The sequence below is a fragment of the Streptomyces lichenis genome (assembly GCF_023218175.1).
GTDB classification, from domain to species: domain Bacteria; phylum Actinomycetota; class Actinomycetes; order Streptomycetales; family Streptomycetaceae; genus Streptomyces; species Streptomyces lichenis.
The window spans coordinates 123,046-141,867 of record NZ_JALPTH010000001.1; the positions used below are offsets into that span (position 1 = coordinate 123,046).

General features: G+C 74.0%; 14 protein-coding genes and 1 riboswitch. Of the genes, 12 read left to right on the top strand and 2 right to left on the bottom strand.

The features are described 5' to 3' along the window. Positions 1-78 precede the first annotated feature (78 nt). The 5 genes from M1O15_RS00475 (at position 79) to M1O15_RS00495 (ending at position 5,088) form a co-directional block, all read left to right on the top strand. Positions 79-513: a hypothetical protein gene (locus tag M1O15_RS00475; protein ID WP_248631347.1), complete on the top strand. Its 435-nt coding sequence runs from the start codon at positions 79-81 to the stop codon at positions 511-513. 147 nt (positions 514-660) lie between these two features. Next, complete coding sequence (locus M1O15_RS00480; protein ID WP_248631110.1) at positions 661-1,422, top strand: isocitrate lyase/PEP mutase family protein; 762 nt, start codon at positions 661-663, stop codon at positions 1,420-1,422. Between the two features lie 302 nt (positions 1,423-1,724). Next, a complete protein-coding gene (locus M1O15_RS00485; protein ID WP_248631111.1) occupies positions 1,725-3,122 on the top strand; it encodes a bifunctional o-acetylhomoserine/o-acetylserine sulfhydrylase in 1,398 nt (465 codons plus the stop codon). Continuing rightward, positions 3,119-4,264, top strand: coding sequence for a homoserine O-acetyltransferase MetX (gene metX / locus M1O15_RS00490; RefSeq protein WP_248631328.1), 1,146 nt, complete (start codon positions 3,119-3,121; stop codon positions 4,262-4,264). Before M1O15_RS00485 ends, metX begins: the two co-directional genes overlap by 4 nt. A gap of 296 nt (positions 4,265-4,560) precedes the next feature. Then, entirely contained in the window at positions 4,561-5,088 is a 528-nt protein-coding gene (locus tag M1O15_RS00495; protein ID WP_248631112.1) for a hypothetical protein, read from the top strand. Between the two features lie 456 nt (positions 5,089-5,544). Here M1O15_RS00495 and M1O15_RS00500 read toward each other — a convergent pair whose 3' ends face one another. After that, positions 5,545-8,001: a DNA gyrase/topoisomerase IV subunit A gene (locus M1O15_RS00500; protein ID WP_248631113.1), complete on the bottom strand. Its 2,457-nt coding sequence runs from the start codon at positions 7,999-8,001 to the stop codon at positions 5,545-5,547. Between the two features lie 323 nt (positions 8,002-8,324). On the opposite strand from M1O15_RS00500, the gene M1O15_RS00505 reads away from it, so the two are divergent. From M1O15_RS00505 to M1O15_RS00520, 4 genes are all read left to right on the top strand, one after another. Further along, entirely contained in the window at positions 8,325-9,704 is a 1,380-nt protein-coding gene (locus M1O15_RS00505) for a M16 family metallopeptidase (RefSeq protein WP_248631114.1), read from the top strand. A gap of 26 nt (positions 9,705-9,730) precedes the next feature. Further along, positions 9,731-11,098 carry a M16 family metallopeptidase gene (locus M1O15_RS00510; RefSeq protein ID WP_248631329.1) on the top strand — a complete coding sequence of 456 codons (1,368 nt, stop codon included), beginning with the start codon at positions 9,731-9,733 and terminating at the stop codon, positions 11,096-11,098. Positions 11,099-11,345: 247 nt separating this feature from the next. Then, a riboswitch (cyclic di-AMP (ydaO/yuaA leader) is annotated at positions 11,346-11,509 on the top strand. 12 nt (positions 11,510-11,521) lie between these two features. After that, entirely contained in the window at positions 11,522-12,349 is an 828-nt protein-coding gene (locus tag M1O15_RS00515) for a M23 family metallopeptidase (protein ID WP_248631115.1), read from the top strand. Between the two features lie 238 nt (positions 12,350-12,587). After that, entirely contained in the window at positions 12,588-13,283 is a 696-nt protein-coding gene (locus M1O15_RS00520; protein ID WP_248631116.1) for a GntR family transcriptional regulator, read from the top strand. A 297-nt stretch (positions 13,284-13,580) separates the two neighbouring features. On the opposite strand, the gene M1O15_RS00525 is transcribed toward M1O15_RS00520, so the two are convergent. Beyond that, complete coding sequence (locus M1O15_RS00525) at positions 13,581-13,862, bottom strand: HPr family phosphocarrier protein (RefSeq protein WP_248631117.1); 282 nt, start codon at positions 13,860-13,862, stop codon at positions 13,581-13,583. A gap of 159 nt (positions 13,863-14,021) precedes the next feature. Here M1O15_RS00525 and M1O15_RS00530 point away from each other — a divergent pair, with 159 nt between their 5' ends. The 3 genes from M1O15_RS00530 to M1O15_RS00540 all read left to right on the top strand — a co-directional run bounded on the left by M1O15_RS00530 (position 14,022) and on the right by M1O15_RS00540 (position 18,780). After that, a complete protein-coding gene (locus M1O15_RS00530) occupies positions 14,022-16,922 on the top strand; it encodes a bifunctional acetate--CoA ligase family protein/GNAT family N-acetyltransferase (RefSeq protein WP_248631118.1) in 2,901 nt (966 codons plus the stop codon). 68 nt (positions 16,923-16,990) lie between these two features. Next, entirely contained in the window at positions 16,991-17,575 is a 585-nt protein-coding gene (locus tag M1O15_RS00535; RefSeq protein WP_248631119.1) for a DUF5998 family protein, read from the top strand. Next, complete coding sequence (locus tag M1O15_RS00540) at positions 17,575-18,780, top strand: alkaline phosphatase family protein (RefSeq protein ID WP_248631120.1); 1,206 nt, start codon at positions 17,575-17,577, stop codon at positions 18,778-18,780. Before M1O15_RS00535 ends, M1O15_RS00540 begins: the two co-directional genes overlap by 1 nt. Positions 18,781-18,822 lie beyond the last annotated feature (42 nt).

The following is an 18,822-nucleotide window of genomic DNA, read 5'->3' on the forward strand; positions in this document are numbered from 1 at the left end:
CGCGGGACTGGAGGCGGTGCCACGTGCGCAAGGCGTATGCCTCCCGCCTCAACCGCGCCTGGCTGCCGGGGCGTGGAATTGGCTGCACCATCCCCGGACGAGGCCGGCGAGGTCGGCAACCACAAGAAGCGCGGCTCGCGCGGCGGCGGCCACCGGCCTTCGACCAGGACGACGGTCCTCGCCCATCTCAAGGACCTCTCCTCGACGGGACGCACCCTGGAGGGCGTGCTGGCACGCGAGGACGTCCCTGCCAAGGAGCGCATCCTCGCACTGTTCTACCCGCCCCCGACCGGCACGGATCCCGTGCGCGGATGCCCGTTCATCGACGCCGCCGCGGAGTTCCCCGGCCCCCAGAACGCGGTCCACTCCTACGCCCGCGAACAGAAACTGCTGATGGTGCGGCTGGTGACCGACCTGGTAGCGGAACTGGGCTGCCGCCAGCCGCGCCATGGTGCTGGGCGAGGCGCACTACGGCCGGTACGCGCGGACAGCGGCGGAGGCCCTTGTGGGTAACGCGCTGCCGACCACGATCTGACGGGCCCCAGGCCCCGGCCCGAGTGCCGTACGGCCGGGTACGGCTCGCCCGGCTGTGGGTACTCCGCCACCGGGTGGCGCTGGTGGGCGCGTTGGGTGTGGCGATCCGGGGGTAGCGTCCTGGACATGGATCTTCGTACCACTGTCGCGCGCGCTCAGCGCCTCAAGCAGCTGCATGCCGACCACAAGCCGCTCGTACTGCCCACCGTCTGGGACGTCTGGTCCGCGCGGACGGCAGTCGGCGCCGGGTTCCCCGCGCTGACGGTCGGCAGCCATCCGCTCGCCGACTCCCGAGGGGCCGACGACCACGAGGGGCAGACCTTCGAGGAGGTGCTCGCCGCCGTCCGGCCGATCATCGCGGCGGTGGACGTCCCCGTGTCCGTGGACCTGGAGGCCGGGTACGGGCAGCAGCCCGCGGACCTCGTCGCCGGACTCACCGAGGTCGGCGGCGTCGGGCTCAACATCGAGGACACCGTCCACTCGGAGGGCGGACGGCTGCGCGACACCCAGGAGCACGCGAACTATGTCGCCGGTCTGCGCGCGGCGGCCGACGACGCGGGGATCCCGCTCTGGGTCAACGGGCGCACCGACCTCTTCCTGCACGCGGAGGACCCCTCCGCTGTCCTCGACGAGGCGGTCGAGCGGTTGCGGGCCATGGAGCAGGCCGGTGCCGACAGCGTCTACCCGGTGCGTATCCAGGACGACGACGAGCTGCTCGCGGCAGTGGTCGGCGCCGTCGCCATCCCCGTGAACTCCACGGCCCACCCCGTCAAGCACGATCTTGAGCGCTTCCGCCGCCTCGGCGTCGGCCGGATCACCTACGGCCCGCTGCTGCAACTCGCCCTGACGGATGCCATGAAGGGCATGCTCGGGCCGTGGGCGCCCTGACCGGCTGCCTCTTGATCGGTCGACTTCTCTGACACGCACGTCCCGGCGGCCCGCCGGGGCGTGCGTGAACGTTGTATGTCACGCCCGGTGGGCCGCTGGTCCGCATGACGCGGCTGTGCTTACGTGAGTGCGTCACCGCTCTTCCGCCCGGCTTCCACGGCTGTGCTCCCGCCTGTGCCACCGCCGTGTGGCGCCTCGCGGCGGGCACCTCGGCCCGCCCTCCCGACTTCCCGTACACCGCCCCGCCCCGGGCAGGGCGCGAAGCCGTGCGCGCACCCGTACCTCGTACTAGGAGCACCGCCATGAGCCAGCCCATCGACTCCGTCGCCGCCGGCCACACCCCCGAGGACGAGCCCACCGGGCCCGACACCTCGGCGTGGTCCTTCGAGACCAAGCAGATCCACGCGGGCGCGACGCCCGACCCGGCGACCGGGGCGCGGGCCACACCGATCTACCAGACGACGTCCTTCGTGTTCCGGGACACCCAGCACGCCGCCGACCTGTTCTCGCTGGCCGAGCCGGGCAACATCTACACCCGTATCCACAACCCCACCCAGGACGTCTTCGAGCAGCGGATCGCCGCGTTGGAGGGCGGTGTCGCGGCCGTCGCGCTGTCCTCCGGGCAGGCGGCCGAGACCCTGGCGATCCTCACCCTGGCCGGCGCCGGCGACCACCTGGTGGCCAGCACCTCGCTGTACGGGGGCACGTACAACCTGTTCCGGCACACCCTGCCCCGGTTCGGCGTCGAGGTGTCCTTCGTGGACGACCCGGACGACGCCGAGGCCTGGCGGGCGGCGATCCGGCCGGAGACCAAGGCGCTGTTCGCCGAGACGCTGGGCAATCCGCGCGGCAACGTCCTGGACGTGCGCGCGGTCGCCGACGTGGCGCACGCGGCCGGTGTCCCGCTGATCGTGGACAACACCGTGCCCACGCCCTACCTGCTGCGGCCCCTCGAACACGGCGCCGACATCGTCGTCCACTCGGCGACCAAGTTCCTCGGCGGGCACGGCACCACCGTCGCGGGCGTCGTCGTGGACGGCGGCACCTTCGACTTCGGCGCACACGCCGACCGCTTCCCCGGCTTCACCGAGCCCGACCCCAGCTACCACGGCCTGCGGTACTGGCCGGCACTCGGCCCGGGCGCGTTCGCGGTCAAACTGCGCGTGCAGCTCCTGCGCGACCTCGGCCCCGCCCTCTCTCCGCACTCCGCCTTCCTGCTGCTGCAGGGGGTCGAGACGCTGAGCCTGCGCATCGAGCGGCACTCCGCCAACGCGCAGGCCCTCGCCGAATGGCTGGAGCAGCGCGACGAGGTCGCCGCCGTGCACTACCCCGGCCTGCCGTCGAACCGCTGGTACGAGGCGGGCCGGCGCTATCTGCCGCGCGGCGCGGGCGCGGTGCTCTCCTTCGAGCTGCGCGACGGCGTCGAGGCGGGCAAGCGGTTCGTGGACGCCGTCGAGCTGTTCAGCCATCTGGCCAACATCGGGGACGTACGCAGCCTGATCATCCATCCGGCGTCCACCACCCACAGCCAACTGGACGAGGCACAGTTGGCGGCGACCGGCACCTCGCCCGGCCTGGTGCGCCTGTCGGTGGGCCTGGAAAGCCTCGCCGACCTCCAGGCGGATCTGGAGGCGGGCTTCCGGGCGGTGAAGGGCGCGGCCCGGGATACGGCTGGGGGCGTGGCCGGGGGCACGTCCTGAGCAGGCTCCTGCCGCCGTCCGGGACACCCCTGGCGGCGGCTTCCGGGGGCTGGCGGGAGGGGGACCCGGTGGGAGAACGCCGGTGGTACACCCGCCGGACGCCGCTGGGGCTGGAGGCGGGCGGCGAACTGCCCGGCCTGCGCCTGGCGTTCGAGACCTGGGGCACACTCGCGCCGGACCGGTCCAACGCGGTGCTGGTGCTGCACGCCCTCACCGGTGACAGCCACGCCGCCGGTCCGGCCGGCCCCGGACACCCCACCCCCGGCTGGTGGGACGGGCTCATCGGGCCGGGGCGCGCGCTGGACACCGACCGCCTGTTCGTGGTGGCGCCCAATGTGCTGGGCGGCTGCCAGGGCAGCACCGGGCCGTCCTCGCGCCGGGCGGACGGCCGCCACTGGGGCGGCGACTTCCCCTTCCTGACCCCCCGTGACCAGGTCGCGGCCGAGGCCGGGCTCGCCGACGCACTCGGCGTCGACCGCTGGGCGCTGGTGATCGGCGGCTCGATGGGCGGGATGCGGGCCCTGGAATGGGCCGTGACCCACCCCGAGCGCACCGGCGCGCTGCTGCTGCTCGCCACGGCGGCGGCCGCGAGCGCCGAGCAGATCGCCTGGGCGTCGATCCAGCTGCACACCATCCGCGCCGACCCGCACTGGCAGGGCGGCCACTACCACGGCACCGACCGGGCCCCGCACACCGGACTGGGCCTCGCCCGCCGCCTGGCCCATGTCACCTACCGCAGCGAGCCCGAACTCGCCGCCCGCTTCGGCCGCGACGCCCAGGGCACGGAGGACCCCTGGCGCGGCGGCCGTTACCGGATCGCCTCCTACCTCGACCACCACGCGGCCAAGCTGGCCCGCCGCTTCGACGCGGGCAGCTATGTCGTGCTGACCGAGGCCATGAACGGCCACGACATCGGCCGGGGTCGCGGCGGCACCAGCGCCGCACTGCGCCGGGTGACCGCCCGGACCCTGGTCGCCGGCATCGACTCCGACCGCCTCTACCCGCCGTCCCAGCAGGCGGAGTTGGCGGCCGGCATCCCCGGCGCCGACGGCCCACGCGTGCTCCGGTCACCGCACGGCCACGACGGGTTCCTCATCGAGGTGGAGCAGGTCGGCGCGTTGGTGACCGAACTGCTCCGCTGACCGGCGGCGCCGCCCGCCCCTGGCGCGGGCGGCTGGCCGGGTCCGCGCCGGTGGCTTTCGGCCGGGTCCGCCAACTCGCCCCCTCGCCCCCATCGATCCCGCTACGGTGGCCGGCAGCCGCAGGAGGTCGCATGCTTACAACCGTGGTGGGATTCCGGCTCGGGTTCGACGGGCAGGGCCGTGAGGTGACGGTCGTGCTGACGCAGGCCGGTCTTCTGCACCGCTGCAACGGCCGGACGGGCGCGGCCTCCAGACCGGCCAGGCCTTCCGTGCCCGTCCTCGAGGATCCCCACCCGGTGCCGCGGCAGGCCGCGAACCTCCGGCGCCTCCACGCGGAGCTGACCGGCAAGGGCTACGGCCGGGTGCTGGTCGCGCCCGCCTGCGTTCGGCTGGAAACCACCGAGCACCCGCTGCACGAGCACCCGTACGGGCCGCACGCCCCCGCCGCACATCCGGAGCTGGTGGAGGAGTTCGTCTCCCTGGCACCGTCCGCACCCCGGAACCTGGACCGGGCGCTCCGCGACTTCTACCTGGCCATCGGCCTGCCGGCGCGCCCCGAGCGCGTCATCCGGGCCGGGCGGCCGCCGACGGCCTCCACCCCGCGGGTGGACGGGGCGCTTCGCGCTCTCGCCCGAGGCTCCGCCATCACCTCGCCGAAGCGCCGGTCGATCGGCTGGAGGGTCACCGCCGACGGCGTACGCCTTCAGCTGGGGGCCGGCGGCGAGGCCCTCTCGCACGGGGAGGTCGCCGAGCTCCAGGCCGCGCTGACGGCGTGGCTCCGGCTGAACCCGTCCCCCGGCGCCGCCGCCGACCCGAAGGGCTGAGCGAGGCGCCGGACGATACGGAAGGTGTTCGGCCGCCCCCGGGTGCAGGCCGGCCCGGTACGGCGCGGCCGGGCCGGTCGCAGGCCACCACCCTTCGCCCGCCGCACCATCGACCTCCGGCTGCCAGACCACCGGCCCTCCGACCGCGAGGCCACCGCCCTTCGCTCGCCGGGACCACCGGCCTTCGGCCGCGAGCAGCCCCCGCCAGGCCACCGGCCCTTCGGCCGCGAACAGCCCTCGCCAGGCCCGCCGTACCCGCCCTAGGACGCCAGGCCAGGCCAGAACGGACCAGGCCAGGCCGGGCTCAGCCAGGCCCAGGCCAAGCGACCGGCCCTCCGCCCGCCGAGCAGCCCCCGCCAGGCCACCGACCCTCCGGCCGCCGGGCAGCCCCCCAGGCCCGCCGTACCCGCCGCACCCGCCTAGGAGGCCGTGCCCACCCAGGAGGCCGTACCCGCCCTAGGAGGCCGGGCCCGCGAGGACCGCGATCGGCTTGGCCAGCGGGGTGCCGGAGCCGTCGCGGCGGGGGTCGGGCTCGGGGAGCTCGACCGGGGCGCCGGTCTTCTGGGCGGCGCGGGCCGGGGCGGCGCCCGCCCAGGCCAGGACCAGGTGGTCCTCACCGCGCAGGAAGCGCTGGCAGCGCACCCCGCCGGTGGCGCGGCCCTTGCGCGGATACTGGTCGAAGGGGGTCAGCTTGGCCGAGGTGGCGGCCGTGGCGTCCAGCGCCCCGGAGGAGCCGGCCACGGTGAAGACCACCGCCTCGGCGGAGGGGTCGACGGCGGTGAAGGACAGCACCTCGGCGCCCGCGGCCAGCTTCACCCCGGCCATGCCGCCGGCCGGGCGGCCCTGCGGGCGGACCTGGGCGGCCGGGTAGCGCAGCAGCTGGGCGTCGGAGGTGATGAAGACCAGGTCCTCCTCGCCGGTGCGCAGCTCCATCGCGCCGACGATCCGGTCGCCCTCCTTGAGGGTGATGACCTCCAGCTCCTCCTTGTTCGACGGGTAGTCCGGGACCACCCGCTTGACCACGCCCTGGAGGGTGCCCAGCGCCAGGCCGGGCGAGGACTCCTCCAGGGTGGTCAGGCAGAGCACCCGCTCGTCCTTCTCCAGGGTCAGGAACTCCGAGACCGCCGCCCCGCCGGAGAGGTTGGGCGTGGAGGCGGTGTCCGGCAGCTGGGGCAGGTCGATCACCGCGAGCCGCAGCAGCCGCCCGGTGGAGGTGACCGCGCCGACCTCACCGCGCTGGGTGGAGAGCACCGCGGAGACGATCACATCGTGCTTGGCGCGCCGGCCCCCGGCGTCCGGCAGCGGCTCACCGGTGACGGTGCGGGCCAGCAGGCCGGTGGAGGAGAGCAGCACCCGGCAGGGGTCGTCCGCCACCTCCAGGGACTGCGCGGCGACCGGGGTGCCCGCCGACTCCAGCAGCACGGTGCGCCGCTCGGTGGCGAACTTCTTGCCCACCGCCGCCAGCTCGCCGGAGACCAGCTTGCGCAGCTCGGCGTCGGACTCCAGGATCCGGGTCAGCTCCTCGATCTCCCCGGTGAGCTTGTCCCGCTCGCCCTCCAGCTCGATCCGGTCGAAGCGGGTGAGCCGGCGCAGCGGGGTGTCCAGGATGTACTGGGTCTGCACCTCGCTCAGCGAGAAGCGCTCGATCAGCCGCTCCTTGGCCTGCGCGCTGTTGTCGCTGGACCGGATCAGCCGGATGACCTCGTCGATGTCGAGCAGCGCGACGAGCAGGCCCTCCACCAGGTGCAGCCGGTCGCGCTTCTTGCCGCGGCGGAACTCGCTGCGCCGGCGCACCACCTCGAAGCGGTGGTCGAGGTAGACCTCCAGCAGCTCCTTGAGGCCCAGGGTGAGCGGCTGGCCGTCCACCAGCGCCACGTTGTTGATGCCGAAGGACTCCTCCATCGGCGTCAGCTTGTACAGCTGCTCCAGCACGGCCTCCGGGATGAAGCCGTTCTTGATCTCGATGACCAGGCGCAGCCCGTGCTCGCGGTCGGTGAGGTCCTTGACGTCCGCGATGCCCTGGAGCTTCTTGGCGCCGACCAGGTCCTTGATCTTGGAGATGACCTTCTCGGGGCCGACCGCGAAGGGCAGTTCGGTGACGACCAGGCCCTTGCGGCGGGCGGTGACGTTCTCCACGGCGACGGTCGCGCGGATCTTGAAGGTGCCGCGGCCGCTCTCGTACGCGTCCCGGATCCCGGACAGGCCGACGATCCGGCCGCCGGTGGGCAGGTCCGGCCCCGGCACGAACCGCATCAGGGTGTCCAGGTCGGCGTTCGGGTGCCGGATCAGGTGCCGGGCGGCGGCGATGACCTCGCCCAGGTTGTGCGGCGGCATGTTGGTCGCCATGCCGACCGCGATCCCGGAGGCGCCGTTGACCAGAAGGTTCGGGTACGCGGCGGGCAGCGCGACCGGTTCGCGCTCCTGGCCGTCGTAGTTCGGGTTGAAGTCGACGGTGTCCTCGTCGATCGACTCCGTCATCAGCGAGGTGGCGTCGGCCATCCGGCACTCGGTGTACCGCATCGCGGCCGGCGGGTCGTCGTTGCCCAGCGAGCCGAAGTTGCCGTGGCCGTCGACCAGCGGCAGCCGCATCGAGAACGGCTGCGCCATCCGCACCAGGGCGTCGTAGATCGAGGCGTCGCCGTGCGGGTGGAGCTTGCCCATCACCTCGCCCACGACCCGGGCGCACTTGACGAAGCCCCGGTCGGGACGGAGACCCATCTCGTTCATCTGGTAGACGATGCGGCGGTGCACCGGCTTCATGCCGTCCCGCGCGTCCGGCAGGGCGCGGGAGTAGATGACCGAGTAGGCGTACTCAAGGAAGGAGCCCTGCATCTCGTCCACGACGTCGATGTCGAGGATGCGCTCCTCGAAGCCGTCGTCGGGCTGCGTGGTCTTCGTGCTGCGGCGGGCCATCGCGGCTACGGCTCCTTCACCAACAAGGCTGATCTGACGCGGACCATTGTGGACCGTGCCACTGACAACGCGGACCGCGACCCGGGCGGAGCCGGGGCACACATCCGGGCACAACCGGTCGCACCACCGCACCGGGACGGCCCGCCACCCCGTACGGGGGAAGCACCGGCCCCCCGGGAACTTCGCCGGGTCCCGGTCCGCTTGCATACAGTGGCAGGACCTTGAGCAACGGCGGGGCACCTCGGGGCGTCGGACACCTCCGCGCACCCCGGCGGCCACCCCGCCGAGCAGGACTCTTCCACATCGCGATCGAAGGGACGTACATGCCCATGGGTCACACGGACGCCGCCCACGCCGGCTCCGGCGGACTGACGGCGACCGAGCACCGACTGGCCAACGGCCTGCGCGTGGTGCTCTCCGAGGACCATCTGACCCCGGTCGCCGCGGTCTGCCTCTGGTACGACGTCGGCTCCCGGCACGAGGTCAAGGGCCGCACCGGTCTGGCCCACCTCTTCGAGCACCTGATGTTCCAGGGCTCCCAGCAGGTCTCCGGCAACGGCCACTTCGAGCTGGTGCAGGGCGCCGGCGGTTCGCTCAACGGCACCACCAGCTTCGAGCGCACCAACTACTTCGAGACCATGCCCACCCACCAGCTGGAGCTGGCGCTCTGGCTGGAGGCGGACCGGATGGGCTCGCTCCTCGCCGCGCTGGACGAGGAGTCCATGGAGAACCAGCGCGACGTGGTGAAGAACGAGCGCCGCCAGCGGTACGACAACGTCCCCTACGGCACCGCCTTCGAGCGGCTGACCGCCATGTCGTACCCGGAGGGCCACCCGTACCACCACACCCCGATCGGCTCGATGGCCGACCTGGACGCGGCCACCCTGGAGGACGCGCGGGACTTCTTCCGCACCTACTACGCGCCCAACAACGCGGTGCTGTCGGTGGTCGGCGACATCGACCCCGAGCAGACCCTCGCCTGGGTCGAGCGCTACTTCGGCTCCATCCCCTCGCACGACGGCAAGCAGCCGCCCCGGGACGGCTCCCTGCCCGACACCATCGGCGCCCAGCTGCGCGAGGTGGTGGAGGCCGAGGTCCCGGCCCGCGCCCTGATGGCCGCCTACCGCCTGCCGCACGACGGCACCCGCGAGTGCGACGCGGCCGACCTCGCCCTGACCGTCCTCGGCGGCGGCGACTCCTCCCGGCTGCACAACCGGCTGGTGCGCCGCGACCGCACCGCCGTCGCGGCCGGCTTCGGACTGCTGCGCCTGGCCGGAGCGCCCTCGCTCGGCTGGCTGGACGTGAAGACCTCCGGCGGCGTCGAGGTGCCCGACATCGAGGCCGCCGTCGACGAGGAGCTGGCCCGGTTCGCCGCCGAGGGGCCCACCCCCGACGAGATGGAGCGCGCCCAGGCCCAACTGGAGCGCGAGTGGCTGGACCGGCTCGGCACCGTCGCCGGGCGGGCCGACGAACTGTGCCGGTACGCGGTGCTGTTCGGCGACCCGCAGCTGGCGCTCACTGCCGTCCAGCGGGTCCTGGACATCACCCCGGAGGAGGTGCAGGCCGTCGCCAAGGCCCGGCTGCGCCCCGACAACCGCGCCGTCCTGGTCTACGAGCCGCTGGCCGCCGAGGCCGAGGCCGCGCAGCCGGACGATGTGAACGACAGCACCGGTGCCGAGCAGGAAGTGGGGGCGGACAAGTGAACGAGACCGCCGAGTCCCTGACGTCCATGGAGTTCCACCCGCAGCCCCAGCCGGGCACCGCGAAGCCGTGGGCCTTCCCCGCCCCCGAGCGCGGCACGCTGGACAACGGCCTGACCGTGCTGCGCTGCCACCGCCCCGGCCAGCAGGTCGTCGCCGTGGAGCTCTCGCTGGCCGCCCCGCTGGACGCCGAGCCGGCCGGACTGGAGGGCGTGGCCACCATCATGGCCCGCGCGCTGTCCGAGGGCACCGACAAGCACTCCGCCGAGGAGTTCGCCGCCGAGCTGGAGAAGTGCGGCGCCACCCTTGACGCGCACGCCGACCACCCCGGCGTCCGGGTCTCCCTGGAGGTCCCGGTCTCCCGGCTCGGCAAGGCCCTCGGGCTGCTCGCCGAGGCCCTGCGCGCCCCCGCCTTCGAGGCGGGCGAGGTCGAGCGCCTGGTGCGCAACCGGCTGGACGAGATCCCGCACGAGAACGCCAACCCGGGCCGCCGGGCCGCCATCCAGTTCTCCAAGGAGCTGTTCCCGGCCGACTCCCGGATGTCCCGCCCCCGCCAGGGCACCGAGGAGTCGGTGGCCGGGATCGACGCGGCCGCGGTGCGCGCCTTCTACGAGGCCCATGTCCGCCCGGCGACCGCCACCGCGGTCGTGGTCGGCGACCTGGAGGGGACCGATCTGGACGCCGTCCTCGCCGACACCCTCGGCGACTGGACCGGGAACGCCGGCGCCCCGCGCACGATGCCGCCGGTGAGCGCCGACGACACCGGCCGGGTCGTCATCGTGGACCGCCCCGGCGCCGTCCAGACCCAGGTGCTGATCGGCCGGGTCGGCCCGGACCGGCACGACCGGGTCTGGCCGGCCCAGGTGCTCGGCACCTACTGCCTGGGCGGCACCCTGACCTCCCGGCTGGACCGGGTGCTGCGCGAGGAGAAGGGCTACACCTACGGGGTACGGGCGTTCAGCCAGGTGCTGCGCTCCGGCCCGGAGGGCGTGGGCGCGGCGATGCTGGCCATCAGCGGCTCGGTGGACACCCCCAACACCGGCCCGGCGCTGGACGACCTGTGGAAGGTGCTGCGCACCCTGGCCGCGGAGGGCCTGACCGACCCCGAGCGGGATGTGGCGGTGCAGAACCTCGTGGGCGTGGCACCGTTGAAGTACGAGACGGCCGCCTCCGTCGCCGCCACCCTGGCCGACCAGGTGGAGCAGCACCTCCCCGACGACTACCAGGCCCACCTGTACGCCGCGCTCGCCGCGACGGGCACGGTGGAGGCCACCGCGGCGGTCGTCAGCGCCTTCCCGGTGGACCGGCTGGTCACCGTGCTGGTCGGTGACGCGGCGCAGATCAGGGAGCCCGTGGAGGCCCTCGGCCTCGGCGCGGTGACGGTCGTCGGCAGCTGACCCTCCCGTCCGGCCGGCGGACAGGCCGGCCCTCCCGTCCGAGCCGGCGTCAGGGCCCGGGACAAGCGGACCCCGGCACTCCGAAATGGGTGCCGGGGTCCGGCTGTTTGTCCGGATTGGTAGGGAGGGGGCGGCTTGGCGGTGTGGCGTGCGCTACAAAAGGCCGAGACCGTTTGGATATTGAAAGATCGGACGCTTAGCGTCTGATGCGCTGTCCGCCCGCTGCATCCGCCGCATCCGCGGCATCGGACAGCGATCGCCGAGTCCCCGTCAGGCGCGAGCCTGGGGAGCCGGGGACCCACAGTCCCCTGGGGTGAATCGGGTGCCTTCGCCGTCCGGCGGAGGGGCCCGTAGGAGACCTTCCTGCTCCGAACCCGTCAGCTAACCCGGTAGGCGAGAGGGAAGGAAAGGACCAGCCGCTTCATGGCGTTCACCCGTGCCACCGGGAAGCACCGCGCCCCCAGCCGTACGAACGTTCTGACCCGCAAGGGCGCACAGGCCGCCGGTATCGCCGCGCTCGCCGGCGGTGGAGTGATCGGCTCGCTCGCCTCCCCGGCGTTCGCCGCCGACACGGAACTGCCGCACTCCATGCCGGACCTGGCCGACACCGGTCTGAACCAGGCCGTCACCACGGACGTCATCGCCGAGCGGGTCGGCGCCCAGGCCCAGGCCCAGCAGCTGGAGGCCACCGAGGACGCCGCCAAGGCGGACGCCCAGGCCAAGGCCGAGGCCGAGTCCATCCGCAAGGCCGAGCTCCGGTTCAAGGCGGCCCGCGACGCCAAGGAGCGCGCCGACCGCGAGGCCAAGGAGCGCGCCGAGCGCGAGGCCGAGCGCAAGCGGCTCAACTCCTTCCAGTCGCCGGTGGCCGGCTCGTATGTGAGCACCTCGTACCAGGCCGGCGGCGGCATGTGGTCCTCCGGCAGCCACACCGGCATCGACTTCCACGCGGCCTCCGGCACCCAGGTCGTCTCGGTGGGCGCGGGCACCGTCGTCGAGGCCGGCTGGGGCGGCGCGTACGGCAACAACGTGGTGATCCGGATGAACGACGGCACCTACACCCAGTACGGCCACCTCTCCCAGCTCAGCGTCTCGGTCGGCCAGAGCGTCACCCCGGGCCAGCAGATAGGCCTGGCCGGCTCCACCGGCAACAGCTCCGGCCCGCACCTGCACTTCGAGGCCCGCACCGGCGCGGACTACGGCTCGGACATCGACCCCGTGTCGTACCTCCGCTCGCACGGCGTCAGCCTCTGAGCCGCACGCGCTCGTACACCTTCCGAAGGCCCCGGTTCGATCGAACCGGGGCCTTCGGGTGTCACGGGAACCGCCTGCGGAATTCGGCCGGTTCACCGACCGGGGTGCCGCCGGGGTGTCGGAATTCCCGGCGGGCTGCCATAGAGTCGGTGGAAACGGGAACGGCCCCTGCGTGAATTGCGGCCGCGGGGCGGGTGCGTTTCACGCGGCCCGCCGTGGATTACCTGGGAGGTTCGCGATGCGTGTTCCGGCGCATTCGGTGTGCACGGCGATCCGCGACGACATCATCACCGGAGTGTTCGAGCGCGGCGGCCGGCTCACCGAGGAGCAGCTCGCCCGCCGCTACGGCGTCTCCCGGGTCCCGGTGCGCGAGGCGCTGCGCACCCTGGAGTCGGAGGGGTTCGTCACCACCCGCCGGCACGCCGGCGCCTGTGTCGCCGAACCCACCGAGCAGGAGGCCGCCGACCTGCTGGAGGTGCGGCTGCTGGTGGAGCCGCTGGGTGCCGCGCGGGCCGCCCGGCGGCGTACCGAGGCCCATCTGAAGGTGCTGCGCGGGCTGGTCCGGCTCGGGCAGGAGCGCGCCCGCCAGGGCCGGAGCGAGGAGCTGCGGCCGCTGGCCGGCTGGTTCCACGGGACGCTGGCCCAGGCGTCCGGCAGCCCGGCGCTCACCGCGCTGCTCACCCAGCTGCGGCAGAAGATCGCCTGGATGTACGCGGTCGAGCAGCCGGCCCGGCCGGGGGAGACCTGGGCCGAGTACGGCGCCATCGTGGACGCGGTGGCGCGCGGCGACGCCGAGCGGGCGCGGGCGCTGACCGCGCAGCACGTGGAGCGGCTGGCCGGCGCGCACCGGCTGCGCATCCCCGCGCCCGGGCGGCCCGCCGGGAGGGTGAGGACTTCGCAACATCCCGTCAACACCGTCGGCGTCCAGGGTTAACGCGGGCGGCGTACAAACGGGATCAGGACGTATACGAAAGCGGGGCGGCACGCACACCGGTGCCGCCGGGATTCCCGGTGATTTTCCTGCCTTCCCGCTCCTCCGCGTGAATGCACGGGAATTCGGCGGCCGAATGCGCGGGTCCCGGCGGCGGAATGCACAGGGCTCGGCGGCGGAACAGGCGGACGCGTTCCCGGGCGGGAAAGACGAAGAGCCGCACCCCTCGTGGTCGGGGAGGGTGCGGCTCGTTCGGTTCCGGAGCGGGCCCCGCTGGGGGCCCGGGATCGGAAGGGCGGGTCAGACGGTCTCGGGGGCCTCGTCCAGCCCCTCGGAGACCAGCTTCGCCAGCCGGTCCAGGGCGGCGTCCGCGCCCTCCGCGTCCGAGGCCAGCACGACCTCCTCGCCGCCCTGCGCGCCCAGACCGAGCACACCGAGCATCGAGGCGGCGTTGACCGGGGTGCCGTCGCCCTTGGCGATGGTGACCGGAACGCCCGCCGAGGTGGCGGCCCGGACGAAGATGGCGGCGGGGCGGGCGTGCAGGCCCTCGGCCCAGCCGATGTTGACGCGGCGCTCAGCCATGGTGTTGCCCTTCGGGTCGTGCGGTGTCCAGGGTGTCCAGAGGTTGTCTAGACCAGTTGTCGCCGTCAGTGTCTCATGCCCGGGGAGGTGCCCGCGTCGAGGCGGTGGTGCCGTCGCGGGGCTCCTTCCGCCGGGCCCCCGGGCCGTACCCTGGGGCCCATGCGGAAGCCGTCGGACCAGCAGGATCAGGGCCAGCAGGATACGGACCGGCCGGAGCACGCCTACCCCGACCACTGGGAGGCCGACGTGGTGCTGCGGGACGGCGGCACCGCCCGGATCAGGCCGATCGCCGCCGAGGACGCGGACCGGCTGGTCAGCTTCTACGAGCAGGTCTCGGACGAGTCGAAGTACTACCGGTTCTTCGCACCCTACCCCCGGCTCTCCGCCAAGGACGTGCACCGTTTCACCCACCACGACCACGTCGACCGGGTGGGCCTGGCCATGACCGTCGGGGGCGAGTTCATCGCCACCGTCCGCTTCGACCGGATCGACGCCGACGGCATGCCCGCGACCGCCCCCGCCGACGAGGCGGAGGTCGCCTTCCTGGTGCAGGACGCCCACCAGGGGCGCGGGGTCGCCTCCGCGCTGCTGGAGCACATCGGCGCCGTCGCCCGGGAGCGCGGCATCCGGCGCTTCGCGGCCGAGGTGCTGCCGGCCAACACCAAGATGATCAAGGTGTTCACGGACGCCGGATACACCCAGAAGCGCCGCTTCGCCGACGGGGCCGTCCGCCTCCAGCTCGACCTGGAGCCCACCGACCGCTCCCTCGCCGTCCAGCGCGCCCGGGAGCAGCGCGCCGAGGCCCGCTCCGTGCAGCGGCTGCTCGCCCCCGGCTCGGTCGCCGTCATCGGCGCCGGCCGGCGCCCCGGCGGGGTGGGCCGCACCGTCCTGCGCAACCTCCTGGACGGCGGCTACACCGGCCGGGTGTACGCGGTGAACTCCGCGCTCGCCGGCCCCTCCGCCCTCGATGGCGTACCCGCCTTCCCCACCGTCGGCGACATCGGCCACCCGGTGGACCTCGCGGTCGTCGCCGTCCCGGCCGAACGGGTCCCCGAGGCCGTCACCGACTGCGGCGAGCACGGCGTCCAGGGGCTGGTGGTGCTCTCCGCCGGATACGCCGAGCAGGGCGCCGAGGGCAGGGAGCGGCAGCGCGCGCTGGTCCGGCAGGCCCGCTCGTACGGGATGCGGATCATCGGCCCCAACGCCTTCGGGGTGATCAACACCGCCGAGGCCGTACGGCTCAACGCCTCACTGGCCCCGCACCCGCCCGCCCCCGGCCGGATCGGGCTCTTCACCCAGTCCGGGGCCATCGGCATCGCCCTGCTCGCCGGACTGCACCGGCGCGGCGCCGGGCTGTCGGCCTTCGTCTCCGCCGGCAACCGCGCCGACGTCTCCGGCAACGACATCCTCCAGTACTGGTACGAGGACCCGGACACCGATGTGGTCCTGCTCTACCTGGAGTCGATCGGCAACCCCCGCAAGTTCACCCGGCTCGCCCGCCGCACCGCCGCCGTGAAACCGGTCGTGGTGGTCAAGGGCGGCCGGCACTCCGGCAGCGCCCCGCCCGGCCACGCCGTCCCCGCCACCCGCATCCCGCACACCACCGTCGCCGCGCTGCTCCGCCAGGCCGGGGTGATCCGGGTCGACACCGTCACCGAACTGGTCGACGCCGGACTGCTGCTGGCCGGGCAGCCGCTGCCGGCCGGGCCCCGGGTCGCCATCCTCGGCAACTCCGAGTCGCTGGGCCTGCTCGCCTACGACGCCTGCCTCACCGAGGGGCTGCGCCCGCTGCGCCCCCGCGACCTGACCACCTCCGCCACGCCGGAGGACTTCCGCGCCGGGCTCACCGAGGCGCTGCACGACGAGGCCTGCGACGCGGTGGTGGTCACCGCCATCCCCTGGGTCGCCGAGGGGTCGGACGGGCACCGGGGCGGATACGGCGGCGGGGTGAGCGAGTCGGCGGATGGCGGCGAGGTGCTGGCCGAGGCGCTGCGCCAGGCGGCCGCCACCGCCCCGGCCAAGCCGGTGGTCGTGGTCCATGTCGAGATGGGCGCCCTCGCCGACGCCCTGGCCTCCGCCACCAGCACGGCCCCGCCCCCGCCCGAAACCGGGACACCCGAGGCCGCCCCCGCAGCCGTCCGTACGACGGAAACCGCCCCACCAGCAGCCCCCACGGCAACACCCCCCGGCCACCGCATCCCCGCCTACCCCGCCGCCGAGCGGGCCGTGCGGGCGCTGGCCGAGGTCGTACGGTACGCGGGCTGGCGCCGGCAGGCCGCCGACCCCGGGCGGGTCCCCGAGTACGAGGGCATCGACGAGGGCGGGGCCGCCGCCCAGATCGAGCGCGCCCTGACCCCCGACGTGGACGAGCGGGGCACCACGCTCACCCCGGAGGCGGCCGGCGAACTGCTCGGGCGCTACGGGGTCCCCGTACAGCCGGTGCTGCCCGCGCCCACCCCCGACGAGGCGGTGGACGCCGCCCGGCGGCTCGGCTACCCGGTCGCCCTGAAGACCACCGCCCCGCATCTGCGCCACCGCCCCGACCTCGGCGGGGTGCGCCTCGACCTGGCCGGCGAGGAGCAGCTGCGCACCGCCTACCGGGAGCTGACCGAGGCCCTGGGCAAGCCGGCCGAGCTCCAGCCGGTCGTCCAGGCCATGGTGCCCCGGGGCGTGGACACCGTGGTCCGCGCCGCCATCGACCCGGCGGTCGGCGCCGTCCTCTCCTTCGGCCTGGCCGGCGCCCCCTCCGAGCTGCTCGGCGACATGGCGCACCGGCTGGTGCCCGCCACCGACCGGGACGTGGCCGAGCAGATCCGCTCACTGCGCACCGCCCCGCTGCTCTTCGGCTGGCGGGGCTCCGCCCCCGTCGACACCGTCGCCCTGGAGGAACTGCTGCTGAGGGTGTCCCGGCTGGTCCACGACCACCCCGAGATCGTCTCGGTGGCCCTGGAGCCGGTGATCGTGGCGCCCCGGAAGCTGTCCGTGCTCGGCGCCACCGTCCGGCTCGCCCCGGCCCCGGCCCTCGGCGACCTCGGCCCCCGCCGGCTGCCCAGCTACTGACCAGGCCCGTCGGGGAGCCGGTACACGGCCGTCCCGGAGCGCCACCCGCCCCCCGTAGGATGGTCCCCATGGCGAAGACCGGTACGACGACCCAGGGGCTGCGCGCGGCGATCGAGCGCAGCGGCTACTACCCGGCCCTTGTGGCCGAGGCCGTGGAGGCGGCCATCGGCGGCGAGCCGATCGCCTCGTACCTGGTGCACCAGGAGACCACCTTCGACGCCAACGAGGTCCGCCGGCACGTCACCGTCCTCGTCCTGACCTCCACCCGCTTCATCGTCAGCCACACCGACGAGCAGAACGCGGACACCAGCTCCCCGACCCCGTACGCCACCACCTCCACCGAGTCCGTCAAGCTCGGCCGGATCTCCTCGGTGGTGCTCAGCCGGGTGGTGGCCAACCCGGAGTCGTACGCCCCCGGCACCCTGCCCCGCGAGGTGGTGCTCACCATCGGCTGGGGCGCCGTCTCCCGGATCGATCTGGAGCCCGCCGCCTGCGGCGACCCCAACTGCGACGCCGACCACGGCTACACCGGCAACTCCACCGCCGACGACCTGAGCCTGCGGGTCAGCGAGGCGGGCGACGGACCGGAGACCGTCCGCCAGGCGCTCGCCTTCGCCCAGGCGCTCTCCGAGGCCACCGCGGCCACCCGCTGATGGCCCAGCCCGCCCACCCGGCCGCCGCCTGGCCGGACGACCCGGTCCCGCTCGCCCCGGCCGACGCGCCCGTCCCCGCCTACGGCTCCGGTTCGCTCGCCGACCTGCTGCCGACCGTCGCCGCCGGCCTGGAACTGCCCGGCTTCCAGCCCCGGATCGCCGAGCTGGCCCCGGCCGACCGCGCCTGCGTCTTCCTGATCGACGGGCTCGGCTGGCAGCAGATCCAGGACCACCGCGCGTACGCGCCCTTCCTGCACTCACTGCTCGCCGGCTCCCGGGGCGGCACCGGCCGGCCGATCACCGCCGGCTTCCCGGCCACCACCGCCACCTCGCTGGCCTCGGTCGGCACCGGCCTCGCGCCCGGCGAGCACGGACTGCCCGGCTACACGGTCCGCGACCCGGCCACCGGCGAGCTGATGAACCAGCTCCGCTGGAAGCCCTGGACCCCGCCGCACGTCTGGCAGCCGTACCCCACCGTCTTCCAGCTCGCCGACGCCGCCGGGGTGCACACCGCCCAGGTGTCCTCGCCGACCTTCGAGACCACCCCGCTCACCAAGGTCGCGCTCAGTGGCGGAACGTTTCACGGGCGGCTCACCGGCGAGGACCGGATGGACCTCTCCGCCGAGCTGCTCGGCGCCGCCGACCGCGCGCTGGTCTACACGTACTACAGCGAGGTCGACGGCAGCGGGCACCGCTTCGGGATCGACTCCGACGCCTGGCGCGGCCAGTTGATGACCGTGGACCGGCTCGCCCAGCGCCTCGCCGAGCAGCTGCCGTCCCGCTCGGCCCTCTACATCACCGCCGACCACGGCATGGTGGACATCCCCTTCGACGAGCAGTCCAGGATCGACTTCGACGAGGACTGGGAGCTGGGCGCCGGGGTCGCCCTGCTGGGCGGCGAGGGCCGGGCCCGGCATGTGTACGCCGTCCCGGGCGCCCAGGCCGATGTCCTCGCCTGCTGGCGCGAGGTGCTGGGCGAGCAGTTCTGGGTGGCCGGCCGCGACGAGGCGATCGCGGCGGGCTGGTTCGGGCCCGTGGTGGACGAGCGGGTGTACGGCCGGATCGGCGACGTGGTCGCCGCCGCGCACGACGACGTGATCATCACCGCCTCCGTCAACGAGCCCAACGAGTCCGCGATGGTCGGGGTGCACGGCTCGATGACCCCGGCCGAGCAGTTCGTCCCCCTCCTGGAAGTCCGCACCTGAGCCCCAGGCTCCGTGTCCCCTCCCTCCCCGTACGTGAAAGGC